Source organism: Verrucomicrobiia bacterium, from assembly GCA_019634625.1.
Classification (GTDB): domain Bacteria; phylum Verrucomicrobiota; class Verrucomicrobiia; order Limisphaerales; family CAIMTB01; genus CAIMTB01.
Window position 1 is genome coordinate 34461 of sequence record JAHCBA010000018.1, and the last position, 22330, is coordinate 56790.

Annotated in this window: 13 protein-coding genes; 7 read left to right on the top strand and 6 right to left on the bottom strand. The window is 66.3% G+C overall.

All coding sequences use genetic code 11. From position 1 onward, the window contains the following. Positions 1-16: 16 nt before the first annotated feature. Positions 17-5923 carry an HAD-IA family hydrolase gene (locus KF833_12290; protein ID MBX3746076.1) on the top strand — a complete coding sequence of 1969 codons (5907 nt, stop codon included), beginning with the start codon at positions 17-19 and terminating at the stop codon, positions 5921-5923. Positions 5924-5988: 65 nt separating this feature from the next. Here the strand turns inward: KF833_12290 and KF833_12295 are convergent, their stop codons facing one another. After that, positions 5989-6177: a hypothetical protein gene (locus KF833_12295; GenBank protein MBX3746077.1), complete on the bottom strand. Its 189-nt coding sequence runs from the start codon at positions 6175-6177 to the stop codon at positions 5989-5991. Between the two features lie 308 nt (positions 6178-6485). Between KF833_12295 and KF833_12300 the strand changes: the two genes are divergently transcribed. The 3 genes from KF833_12300 (at position 6486) to KF833_12310 (ending at position 12790) form a co-directional block, all read left to right on the top strand. After that, the gene (locus KF833_12300) at positions 6486-7769 is read left to right on the top strand and encodes a hypothetical protein (GenBank protein MBX3746078.1); all 1284 of its coding nucleotides are present in this window, start codon (positions 6486-6488) and stop codon (positions 7767-7769) included. 7 nt (positions 7770-7776) lie between these two features. After that, on the top strand, positions 7777-9300 hold the full coding sequence (locus KF833_12305; protein MBX3746079.1) for a cache domain-containing protein: 1524 nt from the start codon (positions 7777-7779) through the stop codon (positions 9298-9300). Between the two features lie 355 nt (positions 9301-9655). Continuing rightward, positions 9656-12790: a hypothetical protein gene (locus KF833_12310; protein ID MBX3746080.1), complete on the top strand. Its 3135-nt coding sequence runs from the start codon at positions 9656-9658 to the stop codon at positions 12788-12790. A gap of 96 nt (positions 12791-12886) precedes the next feature. On the opposite strand, the gene KF833_12315 is transcribed toward KF833_12310, so the two are convergent. After that, positions 12887-13717 (bottom strand): sugar phosphate isomerase/epimerase, encoded by an 831-nt coding sequence (locus tag KF833_12315; protein ID MBX3746081.1) that lies wholly within the window; start codon positions 13715-13717, stop codon positions 12887-12889. A gap of 6 nt (positions 13718-13723) precedes the next feature. After that, positions 13724-13945 carry a hypothetical protein gene (locus tag KF833_12320; protein MBX3746082.1) on the bottom strand — a complete coding sequence of 74 codons (222 nt, stop codon included), beginning with the start codon at positions 13943-13945 and terminating at the stop codon, positions 13724-13726. 499 nt (positions 13946-14444) lie between these two features. On the opposite strand from KF833_12320, the gene KF833_12325 reads away from it, so the two are divergent. The 3 genes from KF833_12325 (at position 14445) to KF833_12335 (ending at position 18939) form a co-directional block, all read left to right on the top strand. Beyond that, on the top strand, positions 14445-17585 hold the full coding sequence (locus tag KF833_12325; protein MBX3746083.1) for a vitamin B12-dependent ribonucleotide reductase: 3141 nt from the start codon (positions 14445-14447) through the stop codon (positions 17583-17585). 36 nt (positions 17586-17621) lie between these two features. Further along, complete coding sequence (locus KF833_12330) at positions 17622-18392, top strand: DUF1883 domain-containing protein (GenBank protein MBX3746084.1); 771 nt, start codon at positions 17622-17624, stop codon at positions 18390-18392. A 124-nt stretch (positions 18393-18516) separates the two neighbouring features. Next, the gene (locus KF833_12335; protein MBX3746085.1) at positions 18517-18939 is read left to right on the top strand and encodes a hypothetical protein; all 423 of its coding nucleotides are present in this window, start codon (positions 18517-18519) and stop codon (positions 18937-18939) included. 134 nt (positions 18940-19073) lie between these two features. Here the strand turns inward: KF833_12335 and KF833_12340 are convergent, their stop codons facing one another. From KF833_12340 to KF833_12350, 3 genes are all read right to left on the bottom strand, one after another. Beyond that, positions 19074-19514 (bottom strand): hypothetical protein, encoded by a 441-nt coding sequence (locus tag KF833_12340; protein ID MBX3746086.1) that lies wholly within the window; start codon positions 19512-19514, stop codon positions 19074-19076. Between the two features lie 414 nt (positions 19515-19928). Next, a complete protein-coding gene (locus KF833_12345; GenBank protein MBX3746087.1) occupies positions 19929-21770 on the bottom strand; it encodes an amidohydrolase in 1842 nt (613 codons plus the stop codon). Beyond that, positions 21760-22320 (bottom strand): antibiotic biosynthesis monooxygenase, encoded by a 561-nt coding sequence (locus tag KF833_12350; GenBank protein ID MBX3746088.1) that lies wholly within the window; start codon positions 22318-22320, stop codon positions 21760-21762. The genes KF833_12345 and KF833_12350 overlap by 11 nt, the downstream gene beginning before the upstream one ends. Positions 22321-22330 lie beyond the last annotated feature (10 nt).

Here is a 22330-nt window from a genome sequence, read left to right on the forward strand (position 1 = left end):
CTGTCCTGACCGCGCCATGTCCAACCCCGAGACCAGCCCCTGCCCGAGTGCCCGTTTTCCGTTCGATGCCGACCGGTTCGAAGAGTGGGCGCGGCGGGACGAGTCGCTGCGGCGTCCGCTGGCCCTGATGGAGCGGCCGGGGTCCGGTCTGCGGGCGATCTCCCTGGATTTCTTCGATACGCTGGTATGGCGGATGGTGGCGAAGCCGACGGATGTGTTTCTGGAAGCGGGGCGGCGGCTGATCGCGGACGGGACGATTCCCGCGCGATGGTCGGCGGAGGATTATGGGGTGTTGCGGCGGGTGGCCGAGGGCAAGGCCCGCGGGCGGGAGGCGGGGGCATCGCAGCCGCGGGAGGACATCGAGTTCCGGGCGATTGCGGCGGAGATGGCGCGCCTGTTTCCGGACGGGGAAGCGGTGCAGGCGACGGAGCAGCGATGCGAGGAGGAACTTTGTCTACCGAATCCCGGCATGCTCGGGTTGGTGCATCTGGCGCTTCGTCGCGGGCTGGAGGTGTGGATTCTCTCCGACTTCTACCTTGGGCCCGAGGCGCTGCGAGGCATTCTGGCCGCCAACGGCGTGGATCCGTCGCTGTTTCGGTTGATTCTCACCTCGGGTGCGACGGGGCGCTGCAAGGGGACGGGAAACCTGTTTCGGCAGGCCCTGACGGAGCGCGGGCTGAAGCCGGAGCAGGTGATGCATGTTGGGGACAATTTCGAGGCGGACGTCCTGGGGGCGCGCCGGGCCGGGGTCTTGGGCTGTCACTACCGCACCGCCGCGCGTCCGCTTGCCGCGGTGGTGGAGCGCGAGTCCATGCTGCAGGGCGGAGCGGCGCCTGTCTTCAGCAGCACCCATCTGCGCTATCTCGCCGCCAGGCAGTTTGGAGGTGCGACGGCGGAGGCGTTCTTCGGTCGTGCCGGAGCCTTTCTGTTGGGGCCGGTCCTGTCGCGGTTCGCGACGTGGGTGGTGGACGAGTTTCGGGAAGCGGGGGTGAGCCGGGTTGGGGCGCTCATGCGGGAGGGGGAGATCCTGGGAGCCCTGATCGACCGGGAGGCGCGGAACCGGGGTGTGACGCTGTCGGTGGCGCCGCTTTTCGCCAACCGGCGATCCACGGAACTGGCGTCGATGGGACGATTGTCTGCGGACACGCTGATCGACTGGCTGAGCCGGCGCACCACGCTGACGATCGGGGAGATTCTGGGGCAGTTCGGGATCCGTCCGTCCGCCGGGCGCCGGGTGCCGATTCCGTTGGACCAGCATGCGGACACGCGCAAGCGGATCCTGGACCTGGCGGAGTATCTGTTCACCCCGGAGATTGCAGACCGGATCGAGGCCACCAGCCGGCAGGAGCGGTCGCGGATTGTGGAGTACCTGAGGCCCTGGATGGAGGGGGAAGGCGGGCTGGGGTTGTGCGACCTGGGATACAACGCGACGGCCCAGAAGCAGATCTGCCGGATTCTCGAACTGGAAGGGATCGCGAAGCCGGTGGTCGGCTGCTATCTGGTCACGTGCGAACGGGCGGCCAGCCGGGTGCTGGACGGCATCGACATCCGCCATTTTCTTGGCGCGTTCGGGCATCCGCCGATCCACCTGCAGGCGTTTCTGCGATCGCCCGCGTTTATCGAGCAGTGCCTGAACGCCTCCGTGGGCACCACGGTGGGCTACCGGCGGGAATCCGGGGGGGGCGTCCGACCGGTGTTGGAGGACAGCCGGTTTTCGCCGGAGTTCGAGGGGCACCAGCGGGCCTTCAAGGAGGGTGTTCTCCGGTACCAGGAACTCTGGCACTGGGCGAGGGCGACGAAGCCGGCGCTGCTGGGAGGCGGGGACGCGGGTTCGCGCCGGGTGCTGGCGGATGTGGATGTGGCGCAGCGACCGATTCTGGCGAGGGCGGCCGCTTTTCCGCTGGCGAGCGAGCTGGCGCATTTCGGGGGGATACCGCTGGACGACCACTATTTCGCGGGCGGCATCAAGCCGCTTTGCGGTCCTTCGGATCGTGCGGTCATCCGGACCAGGGGGTATGCCAAGGCGTTGGGGGATCAGGCGGTTCTCTGGCCGCAGGCGGCGCTCCTGGCGGAGGCGCCCCATCGGACTCGGGACTTCTTCGCGCATGGTCGCGCGGTGCTGCTGGGTGCCTCCACGCTGGATCCGGACACCACGGCGCCGGTGCTTTCGATGCCGCTGCTTGCCCCGCGCGACACCGGCCGCCTGGGCGAGGTGCTCGCCCATCTGGCCGCGGCGCCGGGCGGGGGAGAGATTGAACTGGTCCTGGGCCACCGGACCGCGGACGACGCCACGGCGACGACGCTCCGCGACTTCGCCGCCGGGCGCCCGCACGTCCGGGTGGCGGAGGTCGCGACGGGAATCCCGGCGGGCCAGTTTGCGGGCCACGCGGTCGATCAAACCACCGCCGAGTGGGTGCTGCTTGCCGATCCCTCCGTGCCATGGGCGTCGGGGATGATGGCAAAGGCCATCGCCGCGTGCGACGGGGCCGAGGCGATTGGGGTGTGCCGGTTGACAGAGACGGCGATCGTCGTCCGGCGGGTGGCGTGTCTCGAGGCTGGCGGACTCGATGGCACGGGTGGGTTTGGGGCGGCGCTGGAACGTTTGCATGGGCGAGTGTGCGCGCTGGGTTGGAGCGAGGCGCCGGGATGCCTGATCGGGGAGGGATCCGCGCCGACGACGTCACCGGAGGTTGGTGCCGGGATGACTGGGGAGCGGCATCCGGTCACGACGTCCGCGTCCCAGCCGAACGAGGTGGGGACGGGAGGGGTTTCGAAGCCGGTCCGACTGCATTGGATCGGCACGTATCTGGATCATGGCAGTCTGTCCCATGTGAACCGATGTCTGGTGGGTGCCCTGGCGCGGGCCGAGGGCGCGCAGGTCACAATGGAGGGCGACGCCCGGGAGCTGAAGGGGCACGTCGATTCGGGGGCCTTTGCCTCCCTGGTGCCCTTGCTCCAGCGGGGACAGGACGACGCGGTTGTCACCGTCCGCCATGCCTGGCCTCCGGACTGGTCACGTCCCAGGACCGGCAAGCTGGCGGTCATCCAGCCCTGGGAGTATGGGCCGCTGCCACGCGACTGGGTCGCCCAGGCCGGCCAGGTCGATGAGTTCTGGGTTCCCTCCGAATATGTCCGACGCTGCTATGTCGAGTCCGGTGTTCCCGCCGCCAAGGTCCACGTCGTCCCCAACGGGATCGACCCGGAGCGATTTCGTCCCGACGCCCCGCCGCTGCCGCTGGCCACGAAGAAGGCTTACAAGTTTCTCTTCGTGGGCGGAACCATTCATCGGAAGGGTCCGGACGTCCTTCTCAAGGCCTATCTCGATGCTTTCACGGACAGCGACGATGTCTGCCTGGTGATCAAGGATTTTGGCGGGTCGAGCGTGTATGCCGGGCAGACCCTGGAGGCGCGCATCCGCGAGCTGCAGGTCCGTCCCGGGGCGCCGGAGATCCTGTATCTCGATGCGGAGCTGCCGCCGGAATCCATGCCGGGACTGTACACCGCCTGCGACTGTCTGGTGCATCCGTATCGGGGGGAGGGCTTCGGACTGCCGGTGCTCGAGGCCATGGCCTGCGGGTTGCCGGTCGTGGTTACCGATGGCGGCGCCACCGACGATTTCGCGCGGCCCGAGATCGCGTACCCCCTTCCCGCGGTGCAGAAGCGCCTTGGGAACCGTGTTGGAGAGATGATGCTGGTGGACGCGGTGCGATTGCTGGAGCCGGATCCGGCGGCCCTTTCGGAGCGCATGCGCTGGCTGGTGGCCCATGCGGACAGGGCCCGGGAGGTGGGGCGCGCTGCAAGCTGTCATGTGCACCTGCACTGGACGTGGCAACGGGCCGCCGAACGGGTTGTGGAACGGCTCCGCTCGATGACGGAAGGCGTTCCTGCGGCTTCGGGCCCGGGGACAGTCCTGGCGCCGAAGGCCATTGTCCTGCCGCCCTGTGCGCGGCTTGGGAACCTGCAGGGGGCGCGAGATCTGCTGGCGCGCCGAAAGCCCCGTGAGGCGTGGGAGGCGACCCTCGAGGCCCTGCGGCTCCGTCCGTTTCATCCGGAGGCGTATCTGCTGCTCGCCGAGATCGCCCAGGAGGTCGGGGATGTTCCCGCGGCGCGCCGGTGCGCCCAACGGGCCCGCGATCTGGTTCCCGAGTGGAAGCCCGTCCGGAAGTTCCTGAAGCGCCTGCCCCAGCACGGCCGAGCCCGACCGCAGCCCTGGCTGGCGATCCCCGGCGAGGCGGCCCGTTCGAGGGCGCACCCGACCGGGCAGGGCGGTGCCGGTGCGGCGTCCGGGGCGGACGCATCGGAGCCTTCGCGACCCCGCCTCAGTGTCTGCCTGATCGTGCGCAACGAGGAGGAGTTCCTGCCGGCCTGCCTCGCATCGGTCAGGTCGATTGCCGACCAGATCGTGGTGGTGGACACGGGTTCCACGGATCGCACGGTGGAGATCGCGGGGGAGTTCGGGGCGGAAGTGTATTCGTTCGAGTGGTGCGACGACTTCAGCGCGGCCCGGAACGCCGCACTCGAGCGGGTCACCGGGGACTGGGTGCTGGCGCTGGACGCCGACGAGGAACTGCCACAGGCCGAGCACGGCAAGTTGCTTGCCGCCATCGGGCGCGCCGGGTACATCGGCTATCGGCTGCCCCTGGTGAATGTCGGAGTCGAACACGAGGGGGTGTCCTACGTTCCCAGGCTGTTCCGGAACGCCCCGGGCCTGTTCTACATCAGCCGCGTCCACGAACAGATCTTCTCGAGCATCCTGGTGCGCGCCGAGGAGTGGGGTTTGGAGACGGACCTTGGCACGGCGCAGTTGCGGCACCACGGGTACGCCAACGAGGTGGTGCGGCGACGCGGGAAGACGGAACGGAACCTCGCGCTTCTGGACCTCGCCGTGCAGGAGTTTCCGGGCGACGCCAATCTGCTCATGAACCTCGGACTCGAGCTGGTGCATGCCGGTCGGCTGGACGCGGGTCTGGCCCGGTATGCCGAGGCACTGAGGGCCTTGGAGGACCGGCCTGAACAGGCGCGCGTGCCGGAGTTGCGTGAGGCCTTGTTGACCCAGTACGCCAGTCATCTGCTCAAGGCGGGGCGCCATGACGAGATTCTCAGGCTCCTCCAATCCCCGGTGGCGCGGAAGGCGGCCCTGACGGCGTCCCTGCAGTACGCCCGGGCGCTGGCCTTCATCGGATCCCGGCGATACGCCGAGGCGGTCGAACCATTGAGGCAATGCCTGGCCACCCGGAAACTGCCCTGTCTCACCCCGGTCCTGCCGGAAGTCCTCCGGGACGCCCCGCACCGGCTGCTGGCCCAGTGTCTGACCCGGGCGGGTCAGCCGGAGGCCGCTCTGGCCGCGTTGCTGGCCGGCCTCAAGGAGAATGCCGAGGCGACGGGAATCCGGTTGGATCTCGCCCGGCTTCATGCGGCGCAGGGCCGGCCGGTCGAAGCGCTGCAGTTGCTCAACGAGCTGATCTCGCATGGCTGCAACGAGGTGGAAGTCTGGCGGGTGGGCGCGGAGATCGCCCTGGGGAACCGGGACACCATCCCGTTCGCGCTCGAGTGGACCTCCGAGGCGATCCGGCATCAGCCGACGGCTCCGGTGTTGATGGCCCAACGGGGGGAGGCGCTCCTCCTGCATGGGGATCCGGCAGGCGCTCATCCATGGTGGGTGCGGGCGGCGGCCAACCGCGATCCCTCCGCCCTGGCGGCAAGGACCCTTTGCGAACTGGCCCAGGGTCGATCCATCGGTCCGCTTCCAACAGGGGACGAACCGCACATCAGTCGGGCGTTCCTGGACTGGTATCGCCGGCTGATCGAGCTGCATGCCGATTCCCCGGCGATCCACGCGGTCAACGAACGGATCAACGACCTCGCCCGGCACCTTCCTGGTGCCGCCCGCCTCCTCGAGAGCGCCATGGCCGAGGTGGCTTGAATCCGGGCCCGGCTCCGGCCCACCGAACCGGCTCACCGAACCGGCTCAATGTCCGGGCCAGGCGGTCATGGGTGGGCGCTGACCGGCCGAATCGTCCAGCCGGGCTCGGCCACCGGACGGGAGGCGGAGGCGAGACCTTCCATCGTGGACGAATCGCGGGTGACCTGACGATTCGAGGCGCAGCCGGCGTTGGCCAGAAGGGCCCCCGCAACGAGGGCGAGAAGACCGTGCTGCTTGATACGACGGATAAGCATGGCCACTGACTACGCAATTTTCCTAGTCCTGGCAAGCCTTCCCTCTGGCGGGCGGCGTTGACCCGTGCCTCGCGGGGTTCGTCCCTCCGAAGGGTGAAGCGGGGCGGTGAAGTCGGAGGGCCGAGTTCCACGATGCCGCGGGGGAGGGGTGCGATGGGATTGAGGACTCGCGGAGCCCGTCCCTCCGAGGCGGTGCAACCATGAGTTTCCCGTATGGCGTTCATGGCGCGGGCTGCAATCGACGGGAGCCCATTGGGTGACCCGGCCGGCCTGTCGATAGGAACAGCAGCGTGAATGGAAGCGGCCTAATGCAGAGTTTCACCGTGGAAGGTGCCGGACGCATTCTGGCCCTGGTGCCATGTCTGGCACGACTGATGGCGACGGCCGGGCTATCGGCCGGGGCGCCGCAGGAGCCGGGGCAGGCCCGTGCATCGTGGAGTCCGAGCGTGGCGCTGGCGGTCAAGGAGGAGTACGACGACAACCTCTTTGCGCAGGACGTGACACCCCTGGGCGGATTGAGTTCCTTTGTCACGACGCTGATTCCATCGGTCGGCATGAGTTACCGTTCCGGGAAGGAGGTATCAGTCTCCCTCGACTACGCCCCGGAGCTGGCCTTCTTTCATTCGCACCCGTCCGAGGACCATGTGCTCCATCGTGTCGGACTCAACGGTGCGGTGGCGTCCGGCGCGGGCATGTGGGAGTTGCGCCAGTCTCTCGTGGCCATCGACGGGAGCCGCATCGGGCCCACATACACCGGGGAGGGTGGGGCGCCGGCGGCGGGCGGCCCGAGGGTGAGGGACCGACGGGACGCGACGGTGTATCGCGGGAGCCTGCGGGTCACGCACGAGACATCACCGCTGCTGGTTCGTCCGGGCGTGGCAGCCTACGTGCATGATTTCGGGACCGAACACCGGGCCACGCCCGGATACCAGAACTTCGTGGATCGGGCCGACGTTCATGGCGGGGTCGATCTGGGGACGAAGGTTGCCGACGGGTTGTGCGCCTGGGTCGGGTATCGGTACGGATTCCAGGACCAGGCCGGACTGCTGTCCTACCCGGAGGAATACGACAGCACGTATCACAGGGTCCTGTTTCAAGTTGAGGGATCGCCCGTGCGGTGGGCCAGGGTGGCGGTCGCGATCGGACCGGAGTTCCGTCGGTTCGGAGACCGGGTGCCGGCGAGTTTCGGCGACCGGGATGTCCGGAACCTGTTCATCGACGCCAGCGGCACGCTGACTCTGGGGCCCTCGGACACGGCGACCGTGTCGGTGAAGCGATTTCAGCAACCCGGATTTGCCGGGCGCTCCGTCTATGACGACACGACCTACGAACTGAGGTGGAAGCACACATTCTCGGAGCGATGGGACGTTGTGATGGGCGGACGGGCCTACAACACGGACTTCGCGTATCCGGCGGTCCGGGATGACTGGATCTTCAGTGTCAGTGCAGCGGTTTCCCACACCATCAACTCCCAGTTCAATGCAGAGATCTCCTTCACCCATGAGGTCGGCGAGAGCCGAATTCCAGACACCCGGGCGCGCGACTACCACCGCAACGTGGCGGCCGTCGGACTCCGTTACACGTTCCGATGATGACGTCGTGGCGGGGCGGCCGGAGCCGGACGGACGAGGCGTCGCCGAGGGGCGGGTGGCCTGGAGTCTGAGGCACCGTCTGCTGGTCCTGCCGGCCCTGTTTCTCCTTGGAATTGCCGCGCTTCAGATGGCCGGGTTCATCATGGACCGGGCGATGCGGGAGAAGGTGTTTCTCGCCCGGATCGAGCGGGAGTTGAACGAGAGCCATCGGTACACGCTGCGGTGGCTGGTGGATGTCCAGATTCAAACCATCGTCAGCCGGATGGGGGACGCGCGGACGGCCGAGGAACGGAAGGAGATCATCGTCCGGGAGACGGACGTCGCCCGGTTCTTCCCCGACGGCTCGGGCTACTTCTTCGCCTACGATCTCAACGGGGTGCGCATCAACATGCCCGTGGACAAGTCGGGCAACGGGAAGGCGATGCTCGATGCCGTGGACGAGCGGGGCAATCGGTTCATCGAGCAGTTGGCGCAGGTCGCACGCGGCGGGGGGGGCTTTGTCGAGTACTGGTTCACCAAGCCGGGCGAGGGTATCCAGCCGAAGCTGAGCTATGCGGCGCTGGTTCCGGGGACGGACATCTGGGTGGGCACGGGCGTTTACACGGACAACGTGGAGGCCGAGATCCGGGCGATTCGCGGCGAGGTGGGCGCCCTCGTGCGACGGTACCAGACGATGCTGGGCGGGATTGGCGGAGTGGTCCTGGCGGTCACGGTGGGGCTGTCCCTGTGGATCGCCGCCCGCATCGCGGCGTCGGTGCGTGTCATCTCAGGCCGCATCGCGACCTCGACGGAGCTGTTGAACACCGCCGCCGACCAGGTCCAGGAAGCCAGTCAGTCCCTGGCGGACGGAGCCAGCCGTCAGGCGGCTTCGCTGGAAGAGACCAGCGCGTCGATCGAGGAGATGTCGAGCATGACGCGCCGGAACGCCGACAGCGCGGCGAAGGTCAACGAGCTGGGACGCGAGGCGCTCGAGGCCGCCCGGCGCGGGGCCGGCGAAATGCAGGCGATGAACGAATCGATGGTGGCGATCCAGGCATCGAGCGAGGACATCGAGAGGATTCTGAAGACCATCGACGAGATCGCCTTCCAGACCAATCTCCTGGCCCTGAATGCGGCCATTGAAGCGGCCCGTGCGGGGGAAGCGGGCATGGGGTTTGCGGTGGTGGCCGATGAGGTGCGGGCCCTGGCCCAGCGGAGTTCCCGGTCGGCCAAGGACACCGCCAGCAAGATCGAGGGAGCCGTGGCCGCCACGTCGCGCGGCGTCGCGCTCAGCCGGACGGTCAGCAGCGGTCTGGAGGCCATCGTCGCCAAGGTCCGGATGGTGGACGAACTCACCGCGGGGGTGGCCTCGGCGTCCCGCGAACAGAGTTCCGGGATCGAGCAGGTCAACGGGGCGGTGACCCAGATCGATCGGGAAACACAGACCACGGCGGCCGCCGCCGAGGAATCCGCAGCCGCCGCCCAGCAGTTGCGCGCGCAGGCCGCCGCCCTGCGACAGGCCACCACGGAGCTGGCCCGCCTGACCCGCTGATCTTGCGGGGCGCGGGGCACACGGCCGCGGCCGTTTCGAGGACGAGGGGGACTGGGCTGTTCGCGGTGCATCCCGGCGTGGTGGGTGGGGAGGCAGCGAATCGGAGGGACGCGTTCTGCGCGTCCTCCACCCAACGCGCCACACCATTGCGGTCTCGTGGAACCCGGCCCTTCGAAGTGCCGCTTGGCGGGATTCGCACCTCTCCCCACGACTCCCGGATGCACGGGGCTGTTCGCCGGGGGCGAACGGGGCCTGGCGCGCGTCGCTTTTCGTCAACAAGGTCTTGTCGGATTCCCGCCCGGTCCTGCAAGGTGAGGCGTTCCATTCAGTTGTAACGGACGTGCGTAATCCTTGTATGAATACCATTCACAAATCATGGGCGGCCATGGCCGGACTCGCCGTGCTGGCGGCGACCGCCGTGCCGAATCAAGTCGAGGCGGCCTCCGCGAAGATCGCGTGGGTCAGCTTTCATTCCGCGGACGGGACGCCCTCGGCGGCGGCGGCCGGGGCCGGGTTCACCCAGGCTCCGGATGCCGAGTACACGCAGTTGCTGCGGGCGGCCGGGCACGAGGTGACCCGGTACGTGACGACGGCCACGCCGGACGTGGCGTTTCTGAACACCTTCGATCTGGTGATTGTGAGCCGGTCGGCGCCGAGCGGGCATTACCAGACCGAGGCGAGCGCGGCGTTGTGGAACGGGCTGACGGTGCCGACGCTGCATCTGGGCGGGTATGTGCTGCGGGGCAGCCGGCTGGGGTATGTGTACGGGGAGACGATTCCGGACACGACGGGGCCGATCCGGTTGACGGTGAACGAGCCGTCCCATCCGGTGTTCGCGGGTGTGGCCCTGGATGCATCGGGGACCATGGTGAACCCGTATGCGGGATTGGTGAGCTACAACAGCGTGGTGCAGCGGGGCATCTCGGTCGTCACCGATGAAGTGGTGGCGGGCGGGACGGTCCTGGCCTCGGTTGGAACGGAGATGGGTCAGGTGACTGGCGGCATGATTGTCACGGAAGTACCCGCGGGAACGGTGATGGGCACGTCGTGGGGCGAAGTGGCGGCCGCCAAGCGGTTGGTGGTGCTGACGGGGAGCCGGGAGATGGGGATCACCTCCGAGGGCGCGGGGATCTTCGACCTCGACCCGGACGGTGTGCGGATCTTCCTCAATGCGGTGAGTTATCTGGCCGGGGTGGAGGTGACGGAACCGCCGCCGCTGGTCAGCCAGTTGCAGCCGGCGGTGGGGGCGACGCGGTATTATGCGCCGCGCGGGATGTCGTTCCGGATCAGCAGCGGGACCGCGGGGGGAGTGCCGGAGGGGAACATCACGGTGGTGCTGAACGGCACCGATGTGAGTTCGGCGCTGACGATTGGCGGCACGCTGCAGGAGCGGACGGTTTCGTATTCGGCGTTGACCGCGGGATTGCAGTACACGGGGACCATCACGGTGCGCGACGCGGCGGGCCGGGAGAGCACGGTGGAGTTGAACTTCGACACGCTGGCGCCGTTCGCGTTGCCGGCGGCGTTCGCCTATGCGAGCGGCACGGCGGTGGAGGGGGCCCCGGGATTCCGGGCCCGGATTGTGCAGGGCTACGATTTTCCGGAACTGCCCAACACGGCGGACCGCGCCGAGGCGCAACTGGCGGGGACGCTGATTGATCCGCTCACGGAAGAACCGTATCCGGACCTGGCGATTCCCAGCACCGACAACCCGGACGGGTCGTACAACCAGCAGCTCATCAACTGGAATGTGGATGCGCAGGGCGTGGGGGCGGAGATCGGGAATTTCCGGGCGCCAGAGTACCCGGATGATCCGATTCCGGGGATCAACTACGTTCAGAACATTGCAGCGGAGGTCCTGACCTACCTCGAACTCACTCCTGGCCGGCACGTGATGGGCGTGAACAGCGACGACGGTTTCGTGGTGTTCTCCGGGGTGCACCACAAGGATCTGCTGGCGGTGAGCCTGGGCCGGTTCGACGGGGGCCGGGGTTCGGCTGACACGATCTTCCAGTTCGAGGTGACGGAGGCGGGGCTGTATCCCTTCCGGCTGCTGTATTACCAGGGCGGCGGCGGGGCCAATCTCGAGTGGTTCACCGTCGATCCGATCACCGACCAGAAGGTGCTGGTCAACGACCGGACCCAGGCCGGTGCGGTGCGGGCCTGGCGGCAGGTGACGGCTGGCGAACGGCCCCGGATCGTGTCCATCGCCCCCACGGCGGGGGCGATCAACCAGCCCACCGACACGGAAGTACGGGTCGTGGTGCAGGATGGCGCGACGCAGGTCCAGGAAGGTTCCGTGCAGGTGACGTTGAACGGCCAGCCGGTGACGGCGCAGGTCAGCAAGGCGGCCGGACAGACCACCATCCGGTATTCGGCGGCGGGTGGGTTCCAGGGGGACACCCGGTACACGGTGGGGGTGGGCTACACGGACAGCGCCGCGAGTTCGAGGACGGTGAGTTTCGAGTTCACGACGCAGTACGTGCCACCTCCGGCGGAGGAGGGGGCGAACATCGTCTGGGTGAGCTTCCATGCCGGGGATGACGAACCGTCGCAGGCAGCCGCCGACGCCGGGTTCACCCGGGCACCGGATGCCGGGTACACGGATCTGCTGGCCTCCGCGGGTCACACGGTCACGCGTTACGTCACCTCCACATTCCCGGACGTGGACTACCTGAACACGTTCGACCTGGTGATCATCAGCCGGTCGGTGCCGAGCGGCGACTATCAGCAGCCGGACAGCACGCTGCTCTGGCACAGCATCACCAAGCCGGCGATTCTGATGGGCGGGTACATCCTTCGCGCCAGCCGCCTGGGCTACACCACCGGGGAAACCATTCCGGACACCGGCGGGACAATTCACCTGCAGGTCAATCAGCCCAGTCACCGGATCTTCTCGGGGATCGCGCTGGATGCGGCCGGGCTGATGGTGAACCCCTACGCGCAGCGGGTCAGCCACCAGGGCGCGCTGCAGCGCGGGATCTCGGTCAACTCCAGTCCGATCGCCAGTGGCGGAACCGTGCTGGCGACCGTGGGCACGGTCGGGGATCCGGCGATCAACGGGATGATCGTGGGCGAGTTTCCGGCGGGGACCACCATGAGCAACCCCTCGGCGGATGTGACGGCGGCCAGGCGTCTGGTGCTGTTGTCGGGCAGCCGCGAGGCGGACGGGACGACCGCCAATGCGGCGGGCATCTATGACCTGGCGGGCGATGGCGCCAAGCTGTTCCTGAACGCGGTGCGGTACATGGCGGGTCTGCCGGATCCGACGCCGACCGAAGTGTCCCTGGGTGCAAGTGTATCGGGGGGACAGCTGACCCTGGTCTGGCCGGAGGCTGGGACGGAGGCCTTCGTATTGCAGGGCACCGGGGCGCTGACGGCTCCCAACTGGCAGGCGGTCGGCGGGTCGCCGACGGTGGAAGGCGGGCAGCGAAGGGTCACCGTGCCGACGGCGGAAGCGGCCCAGTACTTCCGCCTGTTCCGGCCCTAGGCGGGACGGTGCAGAAGGGCGCCGTGAATGGCGCCACGATCGAACGCCCCGGCGAGGCAGCCCCTCGCCGGGGTCTTCGCTTTTCGGGGGCGGAGACTACCCAACGAGGCCGCCGACGAAGATGGCTCCGGCGCGAAGGTCGGCGACCCGCTGGTGGCCTGCCTCGCGTTCGAGGCAGAGATCGCCGGTGTAACCGATCTCGGAAAGCACGGCGAAGAACGTGCGCCAATCGACTTCTCCGGTGCCCACAACCACCTCGTCACCCCAGGTCCCCGGGACCCGGGTGCGGATGGCATCCTTGAGGTGGACCTGTTTCACCCAGGGACCGAGTTGCCGGAGCGCGGCGATGGGGTCGCCCTTGTCGTAGAGGAGCATGTTGGCGGGGTCGAAGTTGACGCCGAGTTCGGGTCTGGCGAAGCGGGTGAGGAACTGCGCGAGGGTTGCCGCGGTCTCCTGGCCGGTTTCGAGTCCGAGGTGAATGCCCCGGGCGGTGAAGAGGTCGGCGACCTGGTGCAGGCGCCGGGAGAGCTTCTCGTACGCCGGATCAGCTTCGTCGTGCGGGAGAAAGCCGGCGTGGAAGGTGACGATCCGGAGACCGAGGCGGGCCGCCAGGTCGGCGGTGAGCTGGATGTTGCGCCAGTTCTCCTCCCAGGTGGCGTCGGGTACGATCCCGCCGGTGCGCTGGATGGACTCGAGGGAGGAGTAGTCCTCGCCCACCGTGCCGAACATGCCGGAGACGAGGCTGCAGCCGGCGTCGCGCAGCCGCTGCGGGGTCTCGCTCCAGACGCCGGGGTCGGCACGGAGCGGATCGAGGGCGATCTGGACCCTCTTGACGCCGGTGTCGAGGAGGCGCTGGACCAGGGTGGCGGGGGTGTCGGGCTGGAGGGACCAGCTGCACACGGCGAGTCGGGAAGCAAGGGACGGCATGGGGAATCAGAGGAGTTTGGAGTCGTCGCGGCGTTCGGCGCGTTGGAGCTGTTTCTTCACCACCTCGATGTGGCGGGTGACCTCGAAGAGGGCGCGGAGAATCTCGCCGCGGGCGGCGGTGTCCTCGACACGGTTGGCAAGCGGATGCATGGCCGTGACGGCGGCGGCAATACGGAGGCACGCCTCGCGGAGTTGTTCGGTGACGGGCGCTTGGGGATCGGAATCCATGCGGGGAAGGGTGGGCCGACCCAAGGGGGAAGACGAGCGTGGAAGGGGGGAGGGGGGAGGGGGAGGGCTGAGACCAGAAATCAGAAACCAGAAACCAGAAACCAGAAACCAGAAACCAGAAACCAGAAACCTGAGACCTGAGACCTGAGGGCTGAGACCTGAGGGCTGAGGGATGAGGGATGAGGCTGAAGGTTGTATTGAGGATTCGCGCTCCGCTACCGGGAGGCGCCGCCGGGAGTCCCCCTAAACCCCTTGGCGTTCGAGGGTTGAATGGGTTGCTCAAAATTCTGGGGAAACTGCTTGCACCCACAACCTGTTGTGCCAATCTCGGTCCCGCTCCCCAACCCAAGGGGTATTTTCCATCGCCAGGCATCGCGATGGGGAGGTGTCCCAATCGGGCGCGGGAGCGGAGGATCGGCCCCCTGGAGGAGGAGTCAACCACGGGTGGGCTATCCATGACGCCAGGAACCCAGCTCCAACCGCCCAGACCCATCCCGCAATGATCGACGCCTCCAGCCCGTTGTCGTCCACCCCCTCCGCCAGCCGTCGTCGCCCGTCGTCCGCGTCCCGCCCGGCGCCCGCCTCCAAGTCTTCCGCGTCCCGCTCCCGCAAGTCGGCGGCCCGCTCTGGACGCCGTTCCCGTCTTGCCATCGAGCGGGTGTTCAGCGACCCGAAGGTGCATCCGTTCGATCAGTTGGAATGGGAACGGCGGATGGCGGAGATCACCGACGATTCGGGCCGCGCCATCTTCCGACAGGACAACGTCGAGGTTCCCAAGGGCTGGTCCCAACTGGCCACCAAGGTCGTCTGCTCGAAGTATTTCTACGGCGACCCCGCCAAGCCCGAACGGGAGGTCTCGGTCCGCCAGTTGATCCACCGGGTCACCCGCACCATCGCCGACTGGGGGGTGAAGGACGGCTATTTCTCCAAGGAGGACGGTGAGACCTTTTACCAGGAACTCACCTGGCTCTGCATCAACCAGTACGGCGCCTTCAACTCGCCCGTCTGGTTCAATGTCGGCCTCTTCCACCAGTACGGCATCGGCAACACCAGCGACCGCGGCAACTGGTTCTTCAACCGCAAGACCGGCCGCACCGAACGCGCCCCCACCCAGTACGAGTATCCCCAGTCCTCCGCCTGTTTCATCCAGTCCGTGGACGACAACATGGAGAGCATCATGCACCTCGCGTACAGCGAGGCCATGCTCTTCAAGTTCGGTTCCGGCACCGGCACCGACCTCACGCCCATCCGCAGTTCGCGCGAAAAACTCTCCGGCGGCGGACGCCCCAGCGGGCCCCTCAGCTTCCTCAAGGTCTATGACCAGGTCGCCAACGTGGTGAAGTCCGGCGGCAAGACCCGCCGCGCCGCCAAGATGAACACCCTCCGCGACTGGCATGGCGACATCGAGGAGTTCATCACCGCCAAGATGCGCGAGGAGAAGAAGGCCTGGGCCCTCATCGAACAGGGCTACGACGGCTCCTTCAACGGCGACGCCTACGGCTCGGTGATGTACCAGAACGAAAACCTCTCGGTCCGCGTCTCCGACGACTTCATGCAGGCCGCCCAGGACGGCCGCGAATGGTGGACCCGCTCCGTCACCACCGGCAAACCGCTCGAAGCCAAGGACGCCTCCCGCCTGCTGGACATGGTGGCCGAGGGCACCTGGGTCTGCGGCGATCCCGGCCTCCAGTACGACGGCGCCATCCAGAAGTGGCACACCTGCCAGGGCACCGAACCCATCCACTCAACCAATCCCTGCAGCGAATACGTCTTCCTCAACAACACCGCCTGCAATCTCGCCTCCCTGAACCTCATGCGGTTCAAGGCCCCCGACGGGCGGTTCGACATCGAACGCTTCAAGGCCGCCGTCCGCATCTTCATCACCGCGCAGGAGATCGTGGTGGACAACGCCAGCTACCCCACCGGCCCCATCGCCGAGAACTCCCACATCTACCGCACCCTCGGCCTCGGCTACGCCAACCTCGGCTCGCTCATCATGAGCTACGGCCTGCCCTACGATTCCGACGAGGGCCGCGCCCTGGCCGGCGCCATCACCGCCATCATGACCGGCCATGCCTACGAGCAGAGCGCCGAAATCGCCGCCATCCTCGGGCCCTTCCCCGGCTACCGCGACGCCCGCTGCGCCGGGGTCGCCAAGCCCGCCGCCAGGGACAACGTCGAGTCCATGCTCAACGTCATCCGCCTCCACCGCGCCGCCGTCGAGGACATCCATCCCAGCGTCGAGTTCAATCCCCTCAAGGACGAGGCCCGCCGCTGCTGGGACCGCGCCCTCCATCGCGGCGAGGAGGTCGGCTACCGCAACGCCCAGGTCACCGTCCTCGCCCCCACCGGCACCATCGCGTTCCTCATGGACTGCGACACCACCGGCATCGAACCCGACATCGCCCTGATCAAGTACAAGGTCCTCGCCGGCGGCGGCACCCTGAAAATGGTCAACCGCACCGTCCCCGAAGCGCTGCGGCGCCTGGGTTATTCCGAGACCGAGGTGGAACGGATCGTCGAGCACGTGGCCAGCCAGGACACCATCGAGGACGCCGTTCAGGACGACGGCACCGTGGTTCCGACCCCGCTCAAGGCCGGTCATCTCCCCGTCTTCGACTGCGCCTTCAAGGCCCACCGGGGCGCGCGCAGCATTCATTACCGGGCCCACATCGGCATGATGGCCGCCGCCCAGCCCTTCATCTCCGGCGCCATCTCCAAGACCGTCAACCTCCCCCACGACGCCACCATCGCCGACATCCGGGACGCCTATGTCGAGGCCTGGCGGCGCGGACTCAAGTGCGTGGCCATCTACCGGGACGGATCGAAGCGTTCCCAGCCCCTCAACACCCGCAAGACCGGCGAAGGCGTCAACCGGGCCGCCGCCGAGGCCAACGCCATCCAGGGACTCGACACCCGGATCAAGGAACTCGAGGCCGAACTCGCCCATCTCCGCAACGAGGCCACCAAGCCCACCCGGCGGCGCCTTCCGGAAACCCGCCGGGCCGTCACCCACAAGTTCGCCATCGCCGACCACGAAGGGTATCTCACCGTCGGGCTCTTCGATGACCACCAGCCCGGCGAACTCTTCGTCACCATGGCCAAGGAAGGCAGCACCATCGGCGGCCTCATGGACACCATCGGGGCGCTGACCTCGATGGCCCTCCAGTACGGAGTGCCGCTTGAATCCCTGGTGAAGAAGTTCGCCTACCAGCGGTTCGAGCCCAGCGGCTTCACCCGGCATCCCGACATCCGCAACGCCGCCTCCATCATCGACTACGTCTTCCGCTGGATGGCGCTCGAATTCATCCCCGGCTTCCGCGAGGCCACCTCACCCCGGCACGGCCCCCAGCCCGAACTCGAAATGCCCGGACTCGAGGAGGAGCTCAAAAAAAAACTGAACCGGCCCGTTCCTGAGCTCCCCCTGGCCACCGAGCCGCCGGTGGTCGATGTAAAGACCCAGGCCACCCCGGCGCCCCGTCCGGCGCGGCCCGGCGCCCTTCCGGGCGCCAGCCTCCTCACCGCCACCTTCCAGAACCAGGGCGACGCCCCGAGCTGCCCCAACTGCGGCCACATCGCCGTCCGCAGCGGCGCCTGTTACAAATGCCTCAACTGCGGCGAAAGCCTGGGGTGTTCGTAGGCTTCCAAGCAACTTCATCTGGAATTGAGGCCGCCCGTGGACTTTATCCACAATGACCTTGGCTACCGAAAGGGTGGCGAAGTTGTCGAGATCACCCTGACGAGTGGCGCGAATGTGCGGCTGCTTGATAGTTCCAACTTTTCCTCATACAAGAATGGTTGCAGACACACCTACATCGGCGGCCTCGCCAAGCAATCTCCGCTACGCCTGCAGATTCCAAGATCTGGTCACTGGCATGTCGCCATCGATATGCAGGGATTGAGAGGCAGCACACGCGCAGGCGTGCGTATGCTGCCTGGGGCTCTTCCAGTTATTCGCCAAGCACCTCTTTCTTACACTCCAAGCTTGCTCCGCGACCACGCGCAGCCTTCGCCACATTCCTCAGGCCAAGTCCATGACGTCTTTATCTCTCACGCCTCAGAAGACAAAGAAGAAATTGTCAGACCGTTGGCGAATGCACTGATAGCCCAAGGACTGGATGTTTGGTATGACGAGTTCGCTTTGCAAATTGGAGACAGTTTGCGGCAGAAGATCGACCAGGGCCTCGCTCACAGTCGGGTCGGCTTGGTTGTTCTCTCAGCGTCGTTTATCATCAAGGGCTGGCCTAATTACGAACTCGACGGAATCGTTACAAGATCGGTCTCTGGAGAGCAGATTCTTCTCCCAATTTGGCACGGACTCACCAAACAACAGGTGGTAGAGTACAGTCCTTCACTCGCCGATAAGGTCGCCCGAAGTACCGCGACGCATACAGTCGAAGAGATAGCGGCAGAGATCGCTGATCTCATCAGATCGCGAATACATTGAATCAAGCACGACCGAAGGCGGTAGAGGCAACCGCAGGAGCGCACCTGGATTTCAGGGTCAGAATCTGTCCCCGCCGGGCCCCATCCGCCATCGGCTAATTGCGACGCCGCAAAGAAAACCCGCCATGAAAACTTGGTTAAAGCTTGTTGGTTCACAGAAAGCGCCGCTAACTGAAGCTCCTTGGCATGGCAGCTACACCGAGGAGAGAATTGGATTTCGCAAGGCCAGTAGGCCCAGTATTCAGGCAGGAGATCACCTGTTTCTTTACGCTCCGGGAGGCTCCAGACGAATATTCGCCTTAGCAGAAGCGCTTGGCCACCCCGAAATCGACCCGAATTATAATCAGAACGAGCACGGAAGTTGCCGATGGCAGCTATCCGTGCGATATATCATGAACTTGCCTGTGGCTTCTGGGATTCTGATTGATGACATTCTGTGCGGCGAGCGGGACTTGACATTGTCGGTGCGGCAAGCCTCTCACGTGGCGCTGCTCGCAGGCGAGAGTCGGTTAGCGTACAGTAAACTCCAGGAAAAGTGCAGCGCATGATTTCTGGGCGTCAGACGAACCAATTTAACTCATGTGAGGTCAGTTCTCTGATTCTGACATTTGCCTTTCACCACGGCAGATCAGGCAGATGAAGTCAGGATCCTAGATCTGTTCCGGGCGCGGGAAGGGGCCGGTCAGGGGGTTGCACGGGCCTGCTCCCGGGCCAGTCGGATCTCGGCGTGGAGAAGGTCGATGCGGATTTCATCGGACTCCCTGCGGGTGCCGCGATCGGTGGAGCGCTTCTCGGCGAGTTGAAGCCGGGCCTGGTGGGCCGCCACGAGATTGGTGAGCTGCATCAGTGTTTCGTGGTGCCGATGGCGTGCGAGGGACAGATCGATGAGGGCTTCCGTCAGTTCGACCTGGGCCGTGCCAGTGGCGTCAGGGCGGCCGGCATCCGCTCTGAGTGATTCGAAATCCAGCATGCGCTGGCGAATCTCCACGATCTGCTGGAGTTTCTCCACGATCCGTGGATCCGGGGCGGGCCCGGTGGCCGGATTGTCACGGACTACATCGGGTGTGCAGGCGGTGCAGAGAAGTGCGGCGGTGAGGGACGTCAAGAGAGGTGTGGCTCGCATCGGAGCAGCGTGATGCCAGGCATGGCGGAGTCAAGGTGAGCCAGGCTCGGAAAGGCACCCCCTGAAGCGGGATTCTCATCATGGGGGGGCCCTGTGCCGCCCCGTTGGGTGTCCTCGTTTCAGCCGGTCACGGTGTTGCCCCAGCGTGCTGCTCCGATTCCAAGGCCCGACACGCTAAAGCGTGGACACCAAACCGCCGGTGCCGATTCCCCGGCTGTGCGAGTATTCGGGGACCTGAAGTGGGTCCGGTTCCGCCCCGTTGGGTGTCCCGGCTTCAGCCGGTCACGGCGTTGCCCCAGCGTGCTGCTTCGATTCCAAGGCCCGACACGCTAAAGCGTGGACACCAAACCGCCGGTGCCGATCCGGTATCCCGACCCCCGGAGCCGGTGTATTGCTGAGTCAACGTCGATCCGACTAGAACGCGAAGCACTCGCAGCCACCGTCGAGAAGGCCCCGCGGGCCGAGCATCCACTGCGGGAGGTTGAACGGGTTCGGCCGTGCGGGCGTTGGGATGTGCCGGGCGCAGCCGCAACCGGGAGCGTGCCTCTGAAATTGCGGTGCAGGGTCGGGCTTCCAATAACCAGGATAACTGCGAATGGGAGACCATTCCGGCATCGCTGGCGGGACGCCCGGGTCGAGCGGGGCGAACTCCTCCGCTGCATAGACAGGCTTTCCGCCCAGGATGGTGAGGACAGATTCAAGACCCTTGATCTCATCCTCCGCGATCGAGAAGTAATCCGCGCTGAGCACCGCAACATCGGCGAAGCACCCCACCGAGAGGGTGCCTCGCGTGTCCTGCTCGCGGGACATCCATGCGCTGCCGTGGGTGTAAAGACGGAGGGCCTCCTCACGGGAGAGCACCGCCTTGTCGGGGTAGAGGGACAGACCGCCGAGGGTCTTGCCGGTGGAGAGCCAGTAGAGGGAGACGAACGGATTGAAACTTGCGACCCGCGTGGCGTCCGACCCGGCTCCCACGGGCAGACCCATCTCCAGCATCCGACGGATCGGCGGCGTGCGCCCGGCGGCTTCCGACCCATAGCGATCCACGAAATACTCGCCCTGGAAGGCCATGCGATGCTGCACGGCGATCCCGCCATCGAGAGCTTTGACACGCTCGATGTTGCGATCCGAGATCGTCTCACAATGGTCGAAGAACCAGTGGAGACCGGCAAGCGGGGCGTGTTTGTTGACGCGTTCGAAGACGTCAAGGAACCGGCTGATCGACGGGTCGTAGGTCGCATGAAGGCGGAAGGGCCAGCGATTCTCGGCGAGGAATCCCACCACGCGCTCGAGTTCGTCTTCGAGTTTCTCCTCAAGGTCGGGACGCGGCTCGAGAAAGTCCTCGAAGTCGGCGGCGGAGAAGACGAGCATCTCGCCGGCACCATTGCAGCGGAGCATCTCATCGCCCTGGCCGGGTTTGATGATCTTGTTCCAGCGCACGAAGTCCTCCAGCTCGCCACCGGGCTTTTGAGTGAAGAGATTGTAGGCAATGCGCAGGGTCATCTCCCCACGCTGGTGGAGCTGCTGAACAATCTCGTAGTCCTCGGGATAATTCTGAAAACCGCCGCCCGCATCGCAAACCCCGGTAACTCCGAGCCGGTTGAGCTCCCGCATGAAATGCCGGGTGGAGTTGTATTGATACTCGGCTGGCAGCTTCGGTCCCCTGGCCAGGGTGGCATAGAGGATCAGCGCGTTCGGCCGGGCCACGAGCATGCCGGTCGGATGGCCGGCCTTGTCGCGAACGATCTCGCCACCGGGAGGATTCGGGGTGTCCCTTGTATAGCCGCAGGCTTTGAGCGCCGCCCTGTTCAGCAACGCACGGCAATAGAGATGCAGCACGAAGACGGGCGTATCTGGCGCGGCGGCATTGATCTCGTCCAAGGTTGGCATGCGACGTTCGGCAAATTGAAACTCACTCCACCCGCCGACGACGCGCACCCATTGGGGCGCCGGGGTTCTCCCGGCCTGGTGGCGGAGCATCTCAAGCGCGATGGAGACGGATGGCACGCCCTCCCAGCGCAGTTCCATATTGTAGTTGAGCCCCCCGCGAATGACGTGGAGATGCGAGTCATAGAGTCCTGGGATCACGCGTCGCCCGCCGAGGTCGATGACCTGGGTGTCGGGACCGGATTCGTATGTCCCGGCGTTGTCCACGCCAACGATCCTGCCCTTGGCGATGGCGATTCTCTCGGCCTCCGGATGTTTCGGATCGAGGGTGGTGATGCGCCCGTTGGCGAGGATGAGATCAGCTTTCATGGGCGGGATGGGGTGTGGAGTGAAGCCACGAATGGGAGAGACGCACGAGGGCGGGCATGGCGAACCAGGTGAGAGTGACGACGATGCTGGCTGAGACGATGGCAGTGAAGACGAGGGGATGCGCGACCGGGGCGAGAATGGGCCGAAGCAGCGAAGGCACAAGCGTGCTGATCGGCCAGACGGCCATCCAGGTGAGGAGCGCCATTTTCCAGCGTGGTGGCATGGGACCCTTCGTATCGCGGAACCATGCCTCCAGCCCGCTGAGCTGGCGATACTCCGCTTCGCCCTCGACCATGGGTTCGATCCTGCGCACCCACTCCTTGTAGAGCGGTGTTTCGTAGAACGCGTCGCGAGCGTGCTCGGTGGCGAAGCTGCGAAGGATGCCAAACTCCCGCGAGGCCGCGCCCGGCGGCGGGTGCAGGCAATGCACGCCGAGGGTGCCGGGTTCGCCCAGCGATCGCTGGGCGAACTCGGCGAGCAGGTGCTTGAAGTCTTCCACGCGGTCCTGGCGGACGCGTCGCGTGATCGCGATGTGGATCGGCGGGGTCATTTCGCTCGCT